17 protein-coding genes and 1 tRNA gene are annotated in these 17051 nt (G+C 64.7%); 13 read left to right on the forward strand and 5 right to left on the reverse strand.

Annotated features, from left to right (window positions below; all coding sequences use genetic code 11):
• The 5 genes from JYP46_RS09500 to JYP46_RS09520 are packed head-to-tail and all read left to right on the forward strand — an operon-like array spanning window position 1 to window position 5614.
• Entirely contained in the window at window positions 1-1641 is a 1641-nt protein-coding gene (locus JYP46_RS09500; RefSeq protein ID WP_206547976.1) for an AMP-binding protein, read from the forward strand.
• Complete coding sequence (locus JYP46_RS09505) at window positions 1641-2825, forward strand: thiolase family protein (protein WP_206547977.1); 1185 nt, start codon at window positions 1641-1643, stop codon at window positions 2823-2825. Before JYP46_RS09500 ends, JYP46_RS09505 begins: the two co-directional genes overlap by 1 nt.
• Window positions 2822-4081 carry an SDR family NAD(P)-dependent oxidoreductase gene (locus tag JYP46_RS09510; protein ID WP_206547978.1) on the forward strand — a complete coding sequence of 420 codons (1260 nt, stop codon included), beginning with the start codon at window positions 2822-2824 and terminating at the stop codon, window positions 4079-4081. Before JYP46_RS09505 ends, JYP46_RS09510 begins: the two co-directional genes overlap by 4 nt.
• Complete coding sequence (locus JYP46_RS09515) at window positions 4078-4881, forward strand: cyclase family protein (RefSeq protein ID WP_206547979.1); 804 nt, start codon at window positions 4078-4080, stop codon at window positions 4879-4881. Before JYP46_RS09510 ends, JYP46_RS09515 begins: the two co-directional genes overlap by 4 nt.
• A 4-nt stretch (window positions 4882-4885) precedes the next feature.
• Window positions 4886-5614, forward strand: a complete 729-nt coding sequence (locus JYP46_RS09520; protein WP_113153410.1) for an SDR family NAD(P)-dependent oxidoreductase — start codon at window positions 4886-4888, stop codon at window positions 5612-5614.
• A gap of 12 nt (window positions 5615-5626) precedes the next feature.
• On the opposite strand, the gene JYP46_RS09525 is transcribed toward JYP46_RS09520, so the two are convergent.
• From JYP46_RS09525 to JYP46_RS09535, 3 genes are all read right to left on the reverse strand, one after another.
• Window positions 5627-6532 carry a LysR family transcriptional regulator gene (locus JYP46_RS09525; RefSeq protein WP_236042155.1) on the reverse strand — a complete coding sequence of 302 codons (906 nt, stop codon included), beginning with the start codon at window positions 6530-6532 and terminating at the stop codon, window positions 5627-5629.
• Between the two features lie 6 nt (window positions 6533-6538).
• Window positions 6539-7978, reverse strand: coding sequence for an SLC13 family permease (locus JYP46_RS09530; protein WP_206547980.1), 1440 nt, complete (start codon window positions 7976-7978; stop codon window positions 6539-6541).
• Between the two features lie 116 nt (window positions 7979-8094).
• Window positions 8095-9195, reverse strand: a complete 1101-nt coding sequence (locus JYP46_RS09535) for a DUF418 domain-containing protein (protein WP_206547981.1) — start codon at window positions 9193-9195, stop codon at window positions 8095-8097.
• Between the two features lie 190 nt (window positions 9196-9385).
• Here JYP46_RS09535 and JYP46_RS09540 point away from each other — a divergent pair, with 190 nt between their 5' ends.
• A complete protein-coding gene (locus JYP46_RS09540; protein WP_206547982.1) occupies window positions 9386-9973 on the forward strand; it encodes a TetR/AcrR family transcriptional regulator in 588 nt (195 codons plus the stop codon).
• A gap of 82 nt (window positions 9974-10055) precedes the next feature.
• On the opposite strand, the gene JYP46_RS09545 is transcribed toward JYP46_RS09540, so the two are convergent.
• Window positions 10056-10661, reverse strand: coding sequence for a TetR/AcrR family transcriptional regulator (locus tag JYP46_RS09545; protein WP_328850308.1), 606 nt, complete (start codon window positions 10659-10661; stop codon window positions 10056-10058).
• Window positions 10662-10685: 24 nt separating this feature from the next.
• On the opposite strand from JYP46_RS09545, the gene JYP46_RS09550 reads away from it, so the two are divergent.
• The gene (locus tag JYP46_RS09550; protein ID WP_206547984.1) at window positions 10686-11378 is read left to right on the forward strand and encodes a DUF4336 domain-containing protein; all 693 of its coding nucleotides are present in this window, start codon (window positions 10686-10688) and stop codon (window positions 11376-11378) included.
• Window positions 11379-11401: 23 nt separating this feature from the next.
• Here JYP46_RS09550 and JYP46_RS09555 read toward each other — a convergent pair.
• Window positions 11402-11491: transfer RNA gene (locus JYP46_RS09555), tRNA-Ser, on the reverse strand.
• A 248-nt stretch (window positions 11492-11739) separates the two neighbouring features.
• On the opposite strand from JYP46_RS09555, the gene rplU reads away from it, so the two are divergent.
• From rplU to JYP46_RS09585, 6 genes are all read left to right on the forward strand, one after another.
• Window positions 11740-12360, forward strand: coding sequence for a 50S ribosomal protein L21 (gene rplU / locus JYP46_RS09560; protein WP_113153416.1), 621 nt, complete (start codon window positions 11740-11742; stop codon window positions 12358-12360).
• Between the two features lie 79 nt (window positions 12361-12439).
• Window positions 12440-12709, forward strand: a complete 270-nt coding sequence (rpmA, locus tag JYP46_RS09565) for a 50S ribosomal protein L27 (RefSeq protein WP_113153417.1) — start codon at window positions 12440-12442, stop codon at window positions 12707-12709.
• Window positions 12710-12830: 121 nt separating this feature from the next.
• On the forward strand, window positions 12831-13424 hold the full coding sequence (locus JYP46_RS09570) for a GNAT family N-acetyltransferase (protein WP_206545716.1): 594 nt from the start codon (window positions 12831-12833) through the stop codon (window positions 13422-13424).
• Window positions 13425-13533: 109 nt separating this feature from the next.
• On the forward strand, window positions 13534-14571 hold the full coding sequence (obgE, locus tag JYP46_RS09575) for a GTPase ObgE (protein WP_206545715.1): 1038 nt from the start codon (window positions 13534-13536) through the stop codon (window positions 14569-14571).
• A gap of 7 nt (window positions 14572-14578) precedes the next feature.
• The gene (proB, locus tag JYP46_RS09580; RefSeq protein WP_206547985.1) at window positions 14579-15742 is read left to right on the forward strand and encodes a glutamate 5-kinase; all 1164 of its coding nucleotides are present in this window, start codon (window positions 14579-14581) and stop codon (window positions 15740-15742) included.
• A complete protein-coding gene (locus JYP46_RS09585) occupies window positions 15743-17029 on the forward strand; it encodes a glutamate-5-semialdehyde dehydrogenase (RefSeq protein ID WP_206547986.1) in 1287 nt (428 codons plus the stop codon).
• Window positions 17030-17051: the final 22 nt, after the last annotated feature.

Here is a 17051-nt window from a genome sequence, read left to right on the forward strand (position 1 = left end):
ATGAAATCGCAGATCCCGCCGTTCGACACCGTGTTCGCGGCCTTTGCCGACACCGCCGGGCGCTGGCCGGACCGCCCGTTCCTGCACGTGCTGGAGGAAACGGCCACGGTCTACGACATTCCCGCCGGCGAACTCTCCTATGGCGCAGCCCTCGCCGGGATCGAGCGGTTGAGGAACGCCTATGCTGCCGGGGGCTATCGCGCCGGCATGCGCGTCATGCTCCTGATGGAAAACCGGCCGGGCTTCTTCCTGCACTGGTTCGCCCTCAATGCGCTCGGGCTCTCGGTCGTGCCGGTCAATCCCGACCTGCAATCGGCTGAACTGGAATACATGGCCGGGCACGCGCGCCCGGTTCTGGCCGTGGCCATCGCGAGCCGCGTGGCGGATCTCGAACAGGCGGCTGCCGCCTCCGGCGTCGGCTTTCCGGTCGTCACGCCCGAGGCGGACACCCCGCCGCTCGATCCACGCTTTGCCGGCATGGAGACGCCGCAGGGCGCATCGCTCACCCGCGAAGCGGCGATGCTCTACACCTCCGGCACCACGGGCAAGCCCAAGGGCTGCGTCCTGTCGAACCTCTATTTCCTGCATTCGGGCCGCTGGTACGCGAAGTCGGGCGGGCTCTGCGCCATGAACGAAGATTGCGAGCGCATGATCACGCCGCTGCCGATCTTCCACATGAACGCCATGGCCTATTCGCTGATGGCGATGGTCACGGTCGGCGGCTGCCTCATCGCGCTCGACCGTTTTCACCCGCGCAGCTGGTGGCAGAGCGTGCGTGACAGCCGCGCCACCTGCCTGCATTATCTGGGCGTCATGCCGTCCATTCTGATGAAGGCCGAACCCACGGAACAGGACAGGGCGCACAATGTGCGCTTCGGTTTCGGCGCGGGCATCGATCCCAAGCTGCACGGCCCGTTCGAGGAGCGCTTCGGCATTCCCCTGATCGAGGGCTGGGCGATGACGGAGACGGGGGCCGGCGCGGTCATCGTCGCCAATCACGAGCCCCGCAAGCGCGGCACAAACTGCCTCGGCCAGCCCGGCCCGGACATCGAGGCCCGCGTGGTCGCAGACGATGGCAGCGAGGCAGCCCCCGGCGCGCCCGGCGAACTTCTGGTGCGCCATGCGGGCGAGGATTCGCGTTTCGGCTTCTTCTCCGAATATTACGCCAACCCAGAGGCCACCGCCGAAGCGTGGGAAGGCGGCTGGTTCCACACCGGCGACATCGTCATGCGCGATGCCGATGGCGATTTCTTCTTCGTCGACCGCAAGAAGAACGTGATCCGCCGTTCCGGCGAGAACATCGCCGCCGTGGAAGTGGAATCCTTCCTCATGCAGCATCCCGACATCAAGGCGGCAGCGGTTGCCGCAGCACCTGACGAACTGCGCGGCGACGAGGTCTTCGCCTGTCTCGTGGTCGAGAGCGGCGCGCGCGATGAGGCCCGCGCCCGCGAGATCGCCGAATGGTGTCTGGATCGCGTGGCCTATTACAAGGTTCCCGGCTACATCGCCTTTGTCGACGCCCTGCCCCTGACCTCGACGCAGAAGATCCAGCGCGGCGAACTGAAAACACTGGTCGCCCGGCTTCTCACCGATCCTGGAACGGTCGACACACGCTCCATGAAGAAAAGGCGCGCGGCCTGATGGCGGGCCGCACCTCAAGGCGGATGGGCTATGAGGGCGTGGTGCTCGCCGCGCCCGCCACCGCGCCCTATCAGCGTTTCTCCAAGGAAACGGCGCATTGGTGGATCGCCCGCGCGCTGCGCCAGTCGCTTCAAAGCGCCGGCCTCAGCCCCCGCGATGTCGACGGCTTCTCGGTGGCAAGCTTCACGCTCTTTCCCGATACGGCGGTGGGCCTGACCCAGCATCTCGGCCTCACCCCGCGCTGGCTCGACCACATCCCCATGGGCGGGGCAAGCGGCGTCGTGGCGCTCAGGCGTGCAGCCCGCGCGGTGCAGGCGGGCGACGCCGACATCGTCGCCTGCGTTGCCGGCGACACCAACCATGTGGACAGTTTCCGGCGCATGCTCTCAAGCTTCAGCCGCTTCGCGCAGGACGCCTCATACCCTTACGGAGCAGGCGGACCGAATGCCTGTTTCGCGCTCCTGACCGACCACTATATGAGCGCGTATGGCGCGATCCGCGAGGATTTCGGCCGCATCTGCGTCGCCCAGCGCGACAATGCGCTCCGGAACCCGCATGCGGTGATGAAGAAGCCGCTCACCATGGATCAGTATCTCGGCGCGCGCATGATCTCCGATCCCATCGCGCTGTTCGATTGCGTCATGCCCGTCAGCGGCGCAGAAGCGTTTCTCGTGATGCGTGAGGAGGACGCCCGCGCCGCCGGCCTTCCTTACGCACATATTCGCGGCAGCATCGAACGCCACAACGCCTTCCCCGAAAACCCGATCCAGATGCGCGGCGGCTGGGCCATGGATATCGACGAGCTTTACGCCATGGCAGACGCCAGGCCCGACGACATGGACCTGTTGCAGACCTATGACGACTACCCGGTCATCTCCATGATGCAGTTCGAGGATCTGGGGTTCTGCGGGAAAGGCGAGGGCCCGGCCTTCGTGCGCGAGCGCGATCTCACCATTGCCGGCGACTTTCCGCACAACACGTCGGGCGGTCAGCTTTCAGCCGGACAGGCAGGAGCCGCCGGCGGCTTCATCGGCATGGTCGAGGCCATCCGCCAGGTCACCGGCACCGCCGGCCCCACACAGGTGAAAGGGGCGGCGACTGCCATGGTCTCGGGCTTCGGCATGATCAATTACGACCGTGGCGTCTGCTCCAGCGCCGCCATCATTTCGGGAGCGGGCACATGACCGACGCCATCCTGCCACCGCCGAAGAAAGACCCGCAGAAGCGCACCCGCACACAGACACTGCCTTCGGGCCTCAGGAGCCGCGCGGCGCTGGGGCTCACGGCGGCTGCCGCCGAGGGGCGCTTCATGCTGCAGGTCTGCGGCGAATGCGGCGCGCTGCAATACCCGCCGCGCGACGCCTGCTCCACCTGCCTGTCGACCGACCTGCCATGGCGCGACATCGACCCGGCGGGCGAACTCATCGCCGAAACGACCGTGCGCACCAGCACCAACACCTATTTCCGCGAACGCACCCCATGGCGTGTCGGCACCGTCCGGCTCGACGCCGGCCCCTCCGTCATGTGCCATGTCCATGGCGACGCGCCACGCGGCGGCCGGGTGCGCATCATCAACCGGCTCGACAAGTCGGGCCAGGGCGTTCTCTACGCCCTGCCTCCCGAAGGGACGCCCAACATGGAAGACGATCCGCAACTGCGCGAAATCACCGCCGATCCGAAATTCCGCCGCGTGCTCATCACCGACGCACGCAGCGAAAGCACACCGGCGCTGGCCGAGGCCTTCGCGAAGGCCGGCGCGTCGATCATCTTCATCGGCGAGCCCGAAGGCTGGCGGCCCTATCCGCACCGCACCGCGCTCGAAGCGATCCCCAATGTCCAGATCGTGCCGCTCGACGTCACCGACACCGCGTCGGTCGCCGAGCTTGCCGGCGAGATCGGCGGCAAGACGGACATTCTCGTCAACAATGCTCGCTTCGTGCGCCCCGGCGGCATCATGGACCGTGGAGACACCGTGTTCGCCCGCGACGAGATGGAAGTGAATTATCTCGGCCTGATGCGGCTTGCCCAGTCCTTCGGCCCGGCCATGCGCGGGCGCGGCGCAGACGGCGACAACAGCGCCGCCGCCTGGGTCAACATCCTGTCGGTCTACGCTTATTCCAACATGCCGGCCTTTGGCGCGTTCTCCGCGTCCAATGCCGCCGCCTACTCGCTGTCGCAGTGCCTGCGCGCGGAGATGCGGCCCGGCGGCGTGCGCGTGATGAACGTCTATACGGGCCCGACGGACGACGCCTGGCACCAGCCCCTGCCGCCACCCAAGGTCGCGCCCGCAGCACTTGCCCGGGCCATCGTCTCCGGCCTCAAAGACGGGCTGGAAGACGTGTTCGTCGGCGATGTGGCGAAGGACCTGATCGAGCGCTGGCGCGCCGGCGCAAAAGTGCTGGAGCGCGAGATGAGCGAAACCGACGGAGGCGGCGCATGAACGTCCACGCAACCGACCCATCCGCCCTTCTGGGCAATCTCGCGGAGGCGCTCGCCACCGGCGCCATCGAGGTGGTGGACCTCACCCACACGCTCGATCAGGATTTTCCGGTCATCGTGCTGCCGCCCGAGTTCGGCCAGTGCGCCCGCTTCCGCATGGAAGAAGTGTCCGCCTATGACCATCGCGGCCCGGCGTGGAAATGGCACAACTTCACCTGCAGCGAGCACACCGGCACCCATTTCGATGCGCCCTCGCACTGGATCTCCGGCCGCGACGTGCCCAATGGCAGCGTCGACGAGATTGCCGCCGAGCGCTTTATCGGCCCGGTCTGCGTGATCGACTGTTCTGACGGCGCTGCCGCCGATGAGGATTTCGAACTCACGCCGGAAATCATCGAGGCGTGGGAGGCCGAGCACGGCCGCATTCCCGCCGAGAGCTGGGTTCTGATGCGCACCGACTGGTCGAAGCGCCGCGGCGCGGCCTATCTCAACATGCGCGAGGACGGCGCACATTCCCCCGGCCCCACACCGGCGGCGATTCGGCTTCTGGTGGAGAAACGCGGCATTCGTGGTTTCGGCACAGAAACGGTCGGCACCGATGCCGGTCAGGGATCGCACTACACGCCGCCCTACCCGGCCCATTTTTATCTTCACGGCGCAGGCCGCTACGGGCTGCAATGCCTCAACAATCTCGACCGGCTGCCGCCCACCGGGGCCATGCTGATCGCAACCCCGCTCAAGATCAAGAACGGCACCGGCAGCCCGCTGCGCGTGGTGGCGCTCGTGCCCGGCAGGAACTGACACGATGGACAAAGAGCTGACAGCCGTCATCACCGGCGGCAACAAGGGCATCGGCGCGGACCTCGCCCGGACCATGCTGGATGCGGGCTACCGCGTCGTCTCGGTTGCGCGCCGCGCGCCGGAGTTCTCGCATGAACGTCTGAGCTCGGTCGAAGCCGACCTGCTGGACGACACAGCCGTCAGCGCAGCCGCAGCCGAGATCGCCGGCAGGCACGACGTCACCCATTTCGTGCAGAATGCAGGCCTCATCTGGCCGAACCTCATCGAAGACGCCAGCGCCGAAGACATCACCGGCCTCGCCCAGCTTCACCTGGGTTCCGCCCTCACGCTTTTGAAGGCCTTCCTGCCTGCCATGAAGGAACGCCGCTTCGGCCGTGTTCTCTTCAATGGTTCGCGCGCAGCACTGGGCGCACAGACCCGCACCGCCTATGGCGCATCCAAGGCCGGTATGGTGGGCATGGCGCGCACCTGGGCGCTGGAGCTCGCCCCCCACGGCATCACCGTCAATGTGGTGGCGCCCGGCCCGATCCAGACCGACAATTTCTGGGGCATCATCCCGAAGGGCAGCGAGCGGGAAGCAGAGCTTGCCAAGCGCATTCCCGTTGGCCGGCTCGGCGCGGTGGAAGACGTCACCAACGCCTTCATGTTCTTCGCCGATCCGAAGGCAAGCTTCGTCACCGGGCAGACGCTCTATGTGTGCGGCGGCGCAAGCGTTGGCAGCATGCAGCTCTGACGCACCCTGTCGTCAGAGCGCGGCGGTGACGATGGCATTGGCCGCGCGCAGAAGCGGGTCGTCCACGCGCTCCCCGAGGCAGGCGAAAAGAAGCCGCGTCGCAGCCAGAGCCTCGCAGATCAGCTCCACCTCGCCAGCCGCCTCGGCCTCGCGCGCGGCGTCCGCATGCAGGAGCCCGACCCCCACCCCGCCGGCGATCAGCGTCCGCGTGACCTGCTCCCGGTCAACGCTGATGATGCGCTCGGGGCGAAAATTGTGCCGGCAAAAGAGCGCTTCCGCCGCCTCGCCGCAACATGTGTCCGGGGCCGGGCAGATCCACGGAAAATCCGCCAGCCTGCGCCAGTCGGGACTGTCTTTCGCCACCGCCATTCCCGGCGGGCCCGCAAGATAGATGGCGAACCGCGAAATCTCGACAACGCTCAGATCTTCTTCCGGCTCACCCGTCTCATTGTAGAACCCGGCATCGAGGCTGCCATTGCGAACGCCCTCGGCAATCGAGCGCGATGTGCCGTGCCGCAGCACCACATCCACCTGCGGATAGCGCTCGGCAAACCCCGTCATCAGATGGCCAAGCGCTTCCGTGCCGGAATTGCACCCCATGCCAAGCCGCAGACGTCCGGTCAGGGTGCTCTTGATCCGCGCCGCCTCCTCGAGAAGCGCACGATGCGCGGCCAGCGTCTGCTCGGCCCTTTCCAGCAGGCGTTCGCCGTCGCGCGTCAGATCCATGCCGCGCGGGGTCCGCTCGAACAGCGCAAGCCCCAGCGTATCCTCCATCGCCTTGATGTGAGCGCTGACGGCGGGCTGGCTGAGATGAACCCGCTCCGAGGCGCGCGTGATGCTCCCCTCGCGCGCAACGGCGACAAATGTTCTCAGCTGCTGGATGTCCATCACCGCGCCCCGCACCAGATTGGTCTGCATTCATTCCTATACCAGCCCGAGCACATGCCACCACACAAGATCAAGCGGCAGGAGCACGACAAGGCCGATGACGAACAGGGCAAGACACAGGCGCGCGACGCCCCCCACCGGCAGATTGCCCAGCTGCATCGCCATGACAAGCGGCGGCGCCTGATAGGGCAGGAACACATTGGAGAAGGCGAGAACCTGCGTCATCAGAACCGTTGTCAGCGGCAGTCCCGTCAGCACGGCCAGTTTCTCCGCCATCGGCGTCATGACAGCGGGAACGCCCGGCAGATTGGTGATCATCGCCACCACCGTCGAGATGCCGGTGAGCATCACCACATTCCAGACCGGCCGGTCGACCGAGAAATCCGCATGCCCGCTCAGCCCCGCCACCACCGCCTCGCCAAGCCCGGTGGACGAGATCACCGCGCCAAGTCCCAGAATGCCGGCAACGAAGAAGAGCGATGCGTAATTCACCTCTTCATTGATGCACTTTTTCGATGTCAGCCCTGAAGCAGGCCACAGGCAATAAAGCGCCGCCGCCAGCGCAATCCAGCCCGGCGATATCTGATGAAGCGCATCCGTCAGCCACAGCGCGAGGCACAGCGCCAAAACCAGCGCAAGCCGCTTTTCCGCAGGCGTCATGGCCGTCGCCCGGTCATGCGCCGCCGGCTGGCGTTGCGGATCGCCATCGGGAAACATCTTCAGGATCAGCACCACCAGCACCCCGGTCTTGAGCAGGCCAAGCACGGGAAAATGCGCCAGCAGATAGCCCCAATAGGAAAAGCGCGCGCCATAAAGCGTTTCCGCCATGCCGGCCATGATCATGTTCGGCGCGTTTGCAGGCAGGATCGTGAAGGCCGGCAGAAACGTGCCGAAGGCCGCAGCCGCAATCATCCCCGTGCGCCCGTTCGCGCCCGCGCCATAGCCCATGTGATCGGCAAGCCCGATGACGATGGGCAGAAGCAGCACGATCCGGCCAATGGAAGACGGCATCACGAAGGCCAGCGCCAGGCTGAACGCCGTCACCCCCATGATCACCGTGGAATAGCGCGTTCCAAGCATGCCCGAGAGCGCCGCCGCCATGCGCGCGCCAAGCCCCGTGTAACGGATCGAAGCGCCCAGAATGATCCCGCCGAACAGCAGCCAGAAGGTCGATGAATAAAACCCGGAAAACACCGTCCGGGGCGGCGCGACGCCCGACAGCACCGCCACCAGAAAGAACACAAGCGCGGTCCAGTATTCCGGCGCAGCCGCCGTCGCCCACATGCCGATGCAGAAGACGGCGAGCGCCGCCGCAAGCGCCATCGGAACCGGCAGGGAAGAAGCGGCCAGCAGTCCCACAGCGCCTGCCGCAACCGCGATGCCGATTGATTTCAGCGTATTCCGCGCGGGTCCCCCACCCGGCTGCGCCGCTGCGGGTGATCGCCCGCTCGCCCGCGATAAAGTCTGCTCCGACATGAAATGAACGCGCCTCGTGAAAATACAACGCGGCGACACTGCTCATTTCCGGCCCGCTCAATCCAATTGATTGTTCAGAGGGCCGCCCTCAAGAAAACCGAACGCCCGGTCTCAGCCTATCCGGCAACCCACCGCATCAGCGTCTCCACCGGCCCGCGTTTGAAGGCGCGCGACCAGACAAAGGCGAACACCGCCGAGGCCGCGCAGAAGATCAGCGCCGCCAGAACCGCCGCCCCCGGCGTCTGCCCGCCCAGCATGCCAAGCGCCTCCAGCACACCCATGCCCACCACGATATGCGCGATGTAGAGCGTCAGCGTCTGCCGACCCGCAGGCACCACCGCCCGCATCACCGGAGCCATTGCCGGCCGCTCGGCCAGCGAGAGGCAAAGCCCGATGACCAGGGACGCCACGCCCATCCCCGCCAGCGTGTAGAGCGGCATGGGCGGCACCGGCCCCGTTGCGACCAGATAGGCAAGCTCCGGGTCGATTGCGCCCAGAAGCGGCTGAAGCCGCGCCGCCAGCACTTCCGCCAGAAGAAACGCCGCCAGCCCGCCCAGCGCAAGCGCATTGCGGACGCGCCTTTCGCCAAGATCAAGCCGGCTCAGGATCACGCCGAACAGCAGAAAACCAAGCCACGGAATGACCGGATGCCAGCCATTGAAGAAGAGGTTTCGTACAAAGCCCGCCGGCGTCCAGAAATCGGCATAGCTGTAATCCACCCAGTCGCGCCCGGTATCGTAATCCAGCACAAAGTTCATCCCCACAAAGGCGATGTTGAGCGCCACGATCACCCAGACCAGCGTCCATGTGCGCAATGGAAGAAGGAAGACGCCGAACAGGAAGTAGAACGCGTAGTAATGCAGAATGTCCGCATCGAAGATGAGGCTGTTCAAGAGGCCGACGACCAGCAGAAACAGCGCCCGCCTGATCGTGTCGGAAACCGTGCGCTCCATGCCCCGCGATGCGGCGAGCCCCAGTCCCAGCCCGGCGAGCACCACGAAGGTCGCCGCCGCCCGCCCTTCCAGCAGCAGCGTCATTCCGGCCAGAAGCCCGCCACCGCCTTCAACACCGGCCTCAGCCCCAACCCCAGTCTCGGCCCCCATCACAATCGTGAAATTCACGATCACCATGCCGACAAAGGCCAGAAAGCGCGCAAGGTCGAGCCCTTCGAAACGGGCGCGCGACCGCACATTCCCCACCACAACTGCGTCAGCCATGCCCCGCCACCCCTGCGCCCTGCCGCCACAAACCCATAAGATCCATCACCGCTTTCTCCAGCCTGCCTGAAACCGATGCACTGCCGGAATCCTGTGGCTATCGCCCCGGGTCCCTTGCCTCGCCCACCGCCATTCACCAATATATGAACGGTCGTTCGTTCATTTAGAGATCAAAAGCCGGGACTGCAAGATGGCCGAGAAGACAAAACCCGCCGCACATCCGCGCAGGCTGCAGATCGTGGAGGCCGCGCTGGCCTGCTTTCTGGAAGCCGGCTATCACCAGACAGGCGTGCGCGACATTGCCCGCCGCGCGGGCATCAGCCTTGGCAATCTCTACAATCACTTTTCGGGAAAAGAGGCCGTTCTGGCCGAGATCGCGCGGCTCGAAGCCGATGAGCTTCGGCCATTCTGCACGATTTTGACCGAAGGGCGCGATCCGCACGCAACGCTCAGGCGCTTCGTCAGCGACTACGCCGCCTATGCGTCACGCCCGGAGAATGCGGTGCTTGGTCTGGAAATACTGTCGGAAGCCATCCGCGCGCCCCGGATCGCCGCTCTTTTCTCCGACAATCGCGCAGCGCTTGTGACGGCCCTGGCCGACCTGCTCGCCCGCGGCTCCAAGAGCGGCGCGTTCCGCCCCTTCGACACCCCAAAAGAAACCGCCCGCCTCCTTCTGGATGTCATCGAAGGCCGCGCACTCAGAACCCTGCTGGAAGAAAAACCCCAAGCCGGCAAGGACGCTCTCTGGAGTTTTGTCGAGGGGGCGGTGGGCGTTTAGGCGGGCGGGTAAGCACCTTCAGCGCCCGCCATTCAGCCTGATATCGCAGGACTTGGAGATTCCGAGACAAGACGCATTGTCGCTATGGACGCACCCCGATGCCTTCAACGACGATACGAATGATGTGCCGGATTTCGCCCTCGGCGAACCTCCCTCCGTTGAGGACTGAAAGCATGGACTGCCCGTAGATTCCAAGAAGAACCAGCGCCATGAAATTGGGGTCATCATCCTGGCGAATGACACACTGCTTTTGGCCAAGCATCAGAATATCTCTGACAAGCCGCTGGAATGATGGTCGGTCGGGAGGCGGCTCAAGGGACGGCCGCTCAGCAGGAGCAAGGACCAGCTTCGCAAGCGAAGGATTTGCCAAACACCAATGAGCGCTGTCGAGAAAGACGCTTTCGAGCAAGAGTAACACATCGTCGCCGGCCTCTATTCGATCGCGATACGGCGCATCGTTTGCCTCCACGCGAGCTATGAGCTGCGAGGCGATATCGCCCTTTGACGCGAACAGGTTGTAGACGGTCTTGCGGGTCAAGCCCGCCCGCATTGCAATCTCCTCAACGGAGGTGCTGGAGAAACCCTTTTCCCGAAACGCCGCGTCAGCAGCATCAAGGATGAGGTTTCGGGATCGATCGGTTCGCTTTGGGATTGCCATATTTATACAATTGTATAAATTTATACTCATGTAAACCCTAACGGAGCAGCTGTCATGCTAAAGGGGTTCGGCCCGAATATCTGGATTGCGGACGGCCCAACTGTCACGGCGGCTGCCGGTTTTCGCTATCCCACGCGCATGGTCGTCATCAGGTTGAGCAATAGCGAGCTGCTCCTTTGGTCGCCAACCGCGGCCACCAAAGACCTTCGCACTGCGGTCGAAGCATTGGGCACGGTGCGCTATCTGATCTCTCCCAATTCCCTCCATCACACTTTTCTCGGTGACTGGCAGCAGGCATATCCTGACGCCACTGTCTATGCACCGCCCGGCTTGCGGGAGAAGCGCAAGGATATCAGGCCCGACGCTGCTATTGGCAACACCCCAATCGCGGCGTGGGCAGGTGAGATTGACCACGCGATCATGTGGGGCAATCGGATCACAACGGAAGTTGTTTTCTTTCACCGCCAGAGCGGGACCGCCATTTTCACAGACCTGATCCAACAATTCCCGCGCGGGTGGTTTGAGGGCTGGCGGGCGCTTGTTGCCCGACTGGACCTCATGACAGCCGCCGAACCTACGGTGCCCCGAAAATTTCGAGTCGCCTGGACTGATCGACACGCCGCGCGTGAATCTCTCCGGCGCATTCTCGCGTGGCCCACGGAAAAAGTGATCATAGCCCACGGCCCGCCGGTCACTGATGACGGGCAAGCGTTCCTGCGTCGGGCGTTTCGCTGGTTAGCTGACTAGGGAAAGCCGTCCCTAGGGCTCTATGGCGGAGAGGGAGGGATTCGAACCCCCGATACCCTTGCGAGTATGCCGCATTTCGAGTGCGGTGCTTTCAACCACTCAGCCACCTCTCCGCGAGATGCTGGTCTGCTGTTGCCAGCGCGGCGCACTAGATAACCGGTCATCGCCTCCGACACAAGGGCCAATCTGCGGCATTTTCAACCCGTCAACTTGACCTTGTGGCAAGCTTCCGTTATGGACACGCGTCCTGCGACGTGGGAAAGCCCTGCGCCGCATGGCGTTTAACCCTCAGGACTGACAAAAAGACGGCAGGCCACAAAGTCGTGGACCAAAGCCGGACCGGACACCGAAAGGAAAAAAGATGTTCGCAGTCATTAAAACCGGCGGCAAGCAGTACCGCGTTTCCGCCAATGACCTGCTTCAGGTCGAACTCATCGCCGGCGAGCCCGGTGAGATCATTCAGTTTGCAGACGTTCTCGCCGTTGGCGAGGGCGAAGACGTGGCGTTCGGCGCGCCGCTCGTTGAAGGCGCCAGCGTGGCTGCCGAAGTGGTCGAGCAGGGCCGCGGCAAGAAGGTCATCGCGTTCAAGAAGCGTCGCCGCCAGAATTCGCGCCGCAAGCGCGGTCATCGTCAGCTTCTGACCACCGTGCGGATCTCCGAGATCCTGACGGGCGGTGCGAAGCCGTCGAAGAAGGCAGCCGCCAAGAAGGAAGCCGCGCCGAAGAAGGCCGAAGCAAAGACGGAAGCGCCCGCAGCGGCAGCGCCGCTCTTCACCGCTCCGGCAGGCGAGCCCGACGATCTGACGAAGATCAAGGGCATCGGCCCGGTCGCAGCCGGCCAGCTCGCCGAGCAGGGCATCACCACCTACGCTCAGGTGGCCGCCCTGACCGACGAGGACGTGGTGCGCATCGATGAGGCCATGCCGTTCAGCGCCGACCAGATCAAGGACTGGCGCGAGCAGGCCGCAGAACTGGCGAAATAATCGCCGCAGGGTTGAAATCGGGCGCCTGACGGCGCAATAGGAATACGAGCGCTCTCAAGGGCGCAAAGGAGCAAGCGAAATGGCACACAAAAAAGCTGGTGGTTCGTCGCGCAACGGTCGCGATTCCGAGTCCAAACGCCTTGGTGTGAAGAAGTTCGGCGGCGAGCAGGTTCGCGCCGGCAACATCATCATCCGTCAGCGCGGCACGAAATGGCATCCCGGCACCAATGTCGGCATGGGCAAAGATCATACGATTTTTGCGCTTGAGGCTGGTTCCGTGTCCTTTGCCAAGAAGGCAAACGGCCGAACGTACGTATCTGTAAACCCAATTCTGGAAGCCGCGGAATAGCCGGTCCGCGCACCAAACACCGGCGACCCATCTCGGGGACCGGTGTCTGGACATTCCGGAAATAGGTTCAAAAAGGGGAGATGGGTCGCCATCTCCCCTTTTCTATTGTCCGGAGGAAAAAATGGTCGCCGAAAGTGAAGACATCGAGGGTGAAAGTCCCAGCGTCAGCATAGATTGTCCCGTTCTGGTCACGGAACGCCTCGTCCTGCGCATCCCGCGCGATGACGATGTGACCGAGCTGGTGGAACTCGCCAACAACCGGCATCTGGCCGAAATGCTCGGCCGTCTGCCCAATCCCTATCGCGTTGCCGACGCACACAGTTTTCTGTCCAGCATCCGCGCCGGCGCGATCAGCGGCTGCACCTATGCCATCACCCTGTCCGAAAGCGGCGCCTTCATCGGCTGCGCGGGGCTGGAAAACCGCGCCCACGGTCTTGAGATGGGATACTGGATCGGCGAACCCTACTGGGGGCGCGGCTACGCAACGGAAGCGGCCCACGCCCTGGTGGACCTCGCCTTCCGCGCCACGGATATCGACCGGCTCAATGTTTCCTGCCGCGTCACCAACACCGCCTCGCGCCGCGTCATTCACAAATGCGGTTTCCAGTTTGCCGGTCAGGGCATGATGGATTCCGTGGTGGCCGGCCGGGTGCCCGTCGAGCGCTACCAGCTCGACCGCCGCACCTGGGTCAGCCTCAGGAGCTGGGGCGCATAAGAAATTGAGACGAGAGCAGGCAGGCACGCGCGCCCTGTCTGCTCTCGCACTTCGGCGCGCAATGCTGTAGACGGTTCAGCGCAACGTTACGGAAAGACGGTCCAAAACCATGAAATTTCTCGATCAGGCCAAAGTCTATATCCGCTCCGGCGATGGCGGCGCGGGTTCCGTTTCGTTCCGACGCGAGAAATATATCGAGTTCGGCGGTCCCGATGGCGGCGATGGCGGGCGTGGCGGCGATGTCTGGGTGGAGGCCGTTCAGGGTCTCAACACGCTCATCGACTATCGCTACCAGCAGCATTTCAAGGCCCAGACCGGCGTGCACGGCATGGGCCGCAACCGCACCGGCGCGAAGGGCGGCGACGCCATCCTCAAAGTGCCGGCCGGCACCCAGGTCTTCGAGGAAGACAATGAAACGCTGATCTGCGATCTGACCGAGATCGGCCAGCGCTTCAGGCTGGCCAGCGGCGGCAATGGCGGCTTCGGCAACCAGCACTTCAAATCCTCCACCAACCAGGCGCCGCGCCGGGCCAATCCCGGCCTGCCGGGTGAGGAAGCGTGGATCTGGCTGCGTCTCAAGCTCATCGCCGATGCCGGGCTCGTCGGCCTGCCCAATGCCGGCAAGTCCACCTTCCTGGCCACCGTCACGGCAGCCAAACCGAAGATCGCCGACTATCCGTTCACGACGCTGCACCCCAATCTCGGCGTGGTGCGCATCGACGCGCGCGAATTCGTCATGGCCGACATCCCCGGCCTGATCGAGGGCGCGCATGCGGGCGTCGGCATTGGCGACCGCTTCCTCGGCCATGTGGAGCGCACCCGCGTTCTGCTGCATCTCGTTTCCGCACGCGAGGAAGACCCGGCCGCCGTCTACAAGACCATTCGCGGCGAGCTTTCCGCCTATGGCCACGGCCTCACTGACAAGACCGAGGTGGTCGCGCTCAGCCAGGTGGATCTTCTGGATGAAGACGCCCGCGCCGAGAAGCAGGCCGCCCTTGCAGAGGCCTGCGGAAAGACGCCCCTCCTCCTGTCTTCCGCCACCGGCGAAGGCGTGCAGGAGGTGCTGCGCGCCCTGATGAAGATCATCCAGGACGCCCGCGCCGAAGAAGAAAACGCCGATGCGGTTGATGAGCGCTGGCAGAAATAGGCAGACCATGACCCGCCCCGCGCTCAACAGTCACCGTCGCATCACGGTCAAAATCGGCTCCGCCCTTCTGGTGGACCGCAAAAAGGGTTTGAAGCGCGAATGGCTCTCCGCGCTTGTCGATGACATCGCCAATCTCAATGCCGATGGCGTTGAGGTTCTGGTCGTGTCGTCCGGCGCCATCGCGCTTGGCCGCACCATCCTCGGCATTGAGCGGCGCACGCTGAAGCTGGAAGAAAGCCAGGCTGCGGCTTCCGTGGGACAGATCGCGCTCGCCGGCGCATGGGACGAGGAGCTGCGCAAGCGCGGGCTCAAATCGGGCCAGATCCTCGTCACGCTCGGCGACACGGAAGAGCGCCGCCGCTATCTCAATGTGCGCGCCACCGTCTCCACCCTTCTCAAGATGGGCGTCGTGCCCGTCATCAACGAAAACGACACGGTCGCCACCAGCGAGATCCGCTATGGCGACAATGATCGCCTGGCCGCGCGCGTCGCCACCATGCTTGGCGCTGACCTTCTGGTTCTGCTCTCCGATGTGGACGGGCTCTACACCGCGCCGCCGGCCAGCGATCCCGATGCGCAGTTCATCCCCGTGGTCGACGCCATCACGCCGCAGATCGAGGCCATGGCGGGCGCTGCTGCTTCCGAGCTTTCGCGCGGCGGCATGCGCACCAAGCTCGATGCCGGGCGCATCGCCACGGCGGCTGGCACCTCCATGATCATCGCCTCGGGCACGCGGCTCAATCCGCTGGCCGCGATCGACAGCGACGCCCGCTCCACCCTGTTCAGGGCAAGCACGACACCCGTGCGCGCCTACAAGACATGGATCGCCGGTCAGCTCGAGCCCGCCGGCACAATCGGCGTGGATGCCGGCGCGGTTCTGGCGCTTGCTGCCGGAAACTCGCTTCTACCGGCTGGCGTCACACAGGTTTCGGGCAGTTTCGCCCGTGGCGACACGGTTGCCATTCACGGCCCCGACGGGCGCGAGGTCGCCCGTGGACTGGTTGCCTATGATGCCGCCGATGCCGTAAAAATCGCCGGTCTGAAAAGCGGCGACATTGCCGAGGTGCTCGGATACGAAGCGCGCACCGCCATGGTGCATCGCGATGACCTGGTCACGACGCCGCATGTGCGCCAGAGCCAGCCAGACATGATTGAAAAAGCGGAGGGTTGAATGCTGATGGAAAACAGGCAGGACAGTGCGGACATCGCCGCGCTGATGAACGATCTCGGTGCGCGCGCCCGCGCCGCCGCCGGCCCGTTGTCCATCGCCACGTCAGACCAAAAGAACGCCGCACTGGAAGCCATGGCCGATGCGCTCACGCGCAATGAGGCGGCGATCCTTGAGGCCAACCGCGAAGACATGGCGCGCGGCGAGAAAGCATGCCTGTCGCCGGCCCTCCTCGACCGGCTGAAGCTGGATCCCGCGCGCATCGCCGCCATTGCAGAGGGCATGCGCGCCATCGCCGCACTGAAAGACCCGGTCGGGAGCGTAATCGCCGCATGGGATCGCCCCAACGGTCTCCAGATCGAGCGCGTGCGCACGCCGCTCGGCGTCATCGGCGTCATCTATGAAAGCCGCCCCAACGTGACCGCCGATGCCGGCGCGCTGTGCCTCAAGGCCGGCAATGCGGTGATCCTGCGCGGCGGTTCCGATTCCGCGCGCTCGTCCGCCGCCATCCATGCCTGCCTCGTCGAAGGACTTGAGAAGGCCGGCCTGCCCGCCGACGCCATCCAGCGCGTGCCGGTCACCGACCGCGCCGCCGTTGGCGAAATGCTGAAAGGCCTCGGCGGCAATGTCGACGTCATCGTGCCCCGCGGCGGGCGCAGCCTCGTCGAGCGCGTGCAGAGCGATGCGCGTGTCCCCGTGTTCTCGCATCTGGAAGGCATCTGCCACCTTTACCTCGACCGCTCGGCCGACACCGACATGGCCGTCTCCATCGCCGTCAACGCCAAGATGCGGCGCACCGGCATCTGCGGCGCGGCTGAAACGCTGCTGGTGGATCGCGCTGCGGCCGACCGCCTTCTCACGCCCGTTCTGACCGCGCTGCAAGAAGCCGGTTGCGCCATTCGCGGCGATGAAGAGGTCTGCGCCCGCTTTGCTTCGGCAACACCCGCGACCGAAGAGGACTGGGGCACGGAATATCTCGACGCCATCATTTCGGTGAAGCTGGTCGACGGGGTCGATGAAGCGATCCGCCATATCGGCACATGGTCCTCGCACCACACCGAGGCCATCATCGCGGAAGATGCGGCAGCCGTTGAGCGCTTCTTCAACGAGATCGACTCCGCCATTCTGCTGCACAACGCCTCGACCCAGTTCGCCGATGGCGGCGAGTTCGGCATGGGCGCGGAAATCGGCATTGCCACCGGCAAGATGCATGCGCGCGGACCGGTGGGTGTCGAACAGCTCACCTCGTTCAAATATCGCGTTCGCGGCTCCGGCCAGACCCGGCCCTGAGCGGCCGCTTCGCGATGCAGCA

It is taken from the genome of Nitratireductor aquimarinus (genome assembly GCF_017255295.1).
In the GTDB taxonomy this organism is placed as follows: Bacteria; Pseudomonadota; Alphaproteobacteria; order Rhizobiales; family Rhizobiaceae; genus Nitratireductor; species Nitratireductor aquimarinus.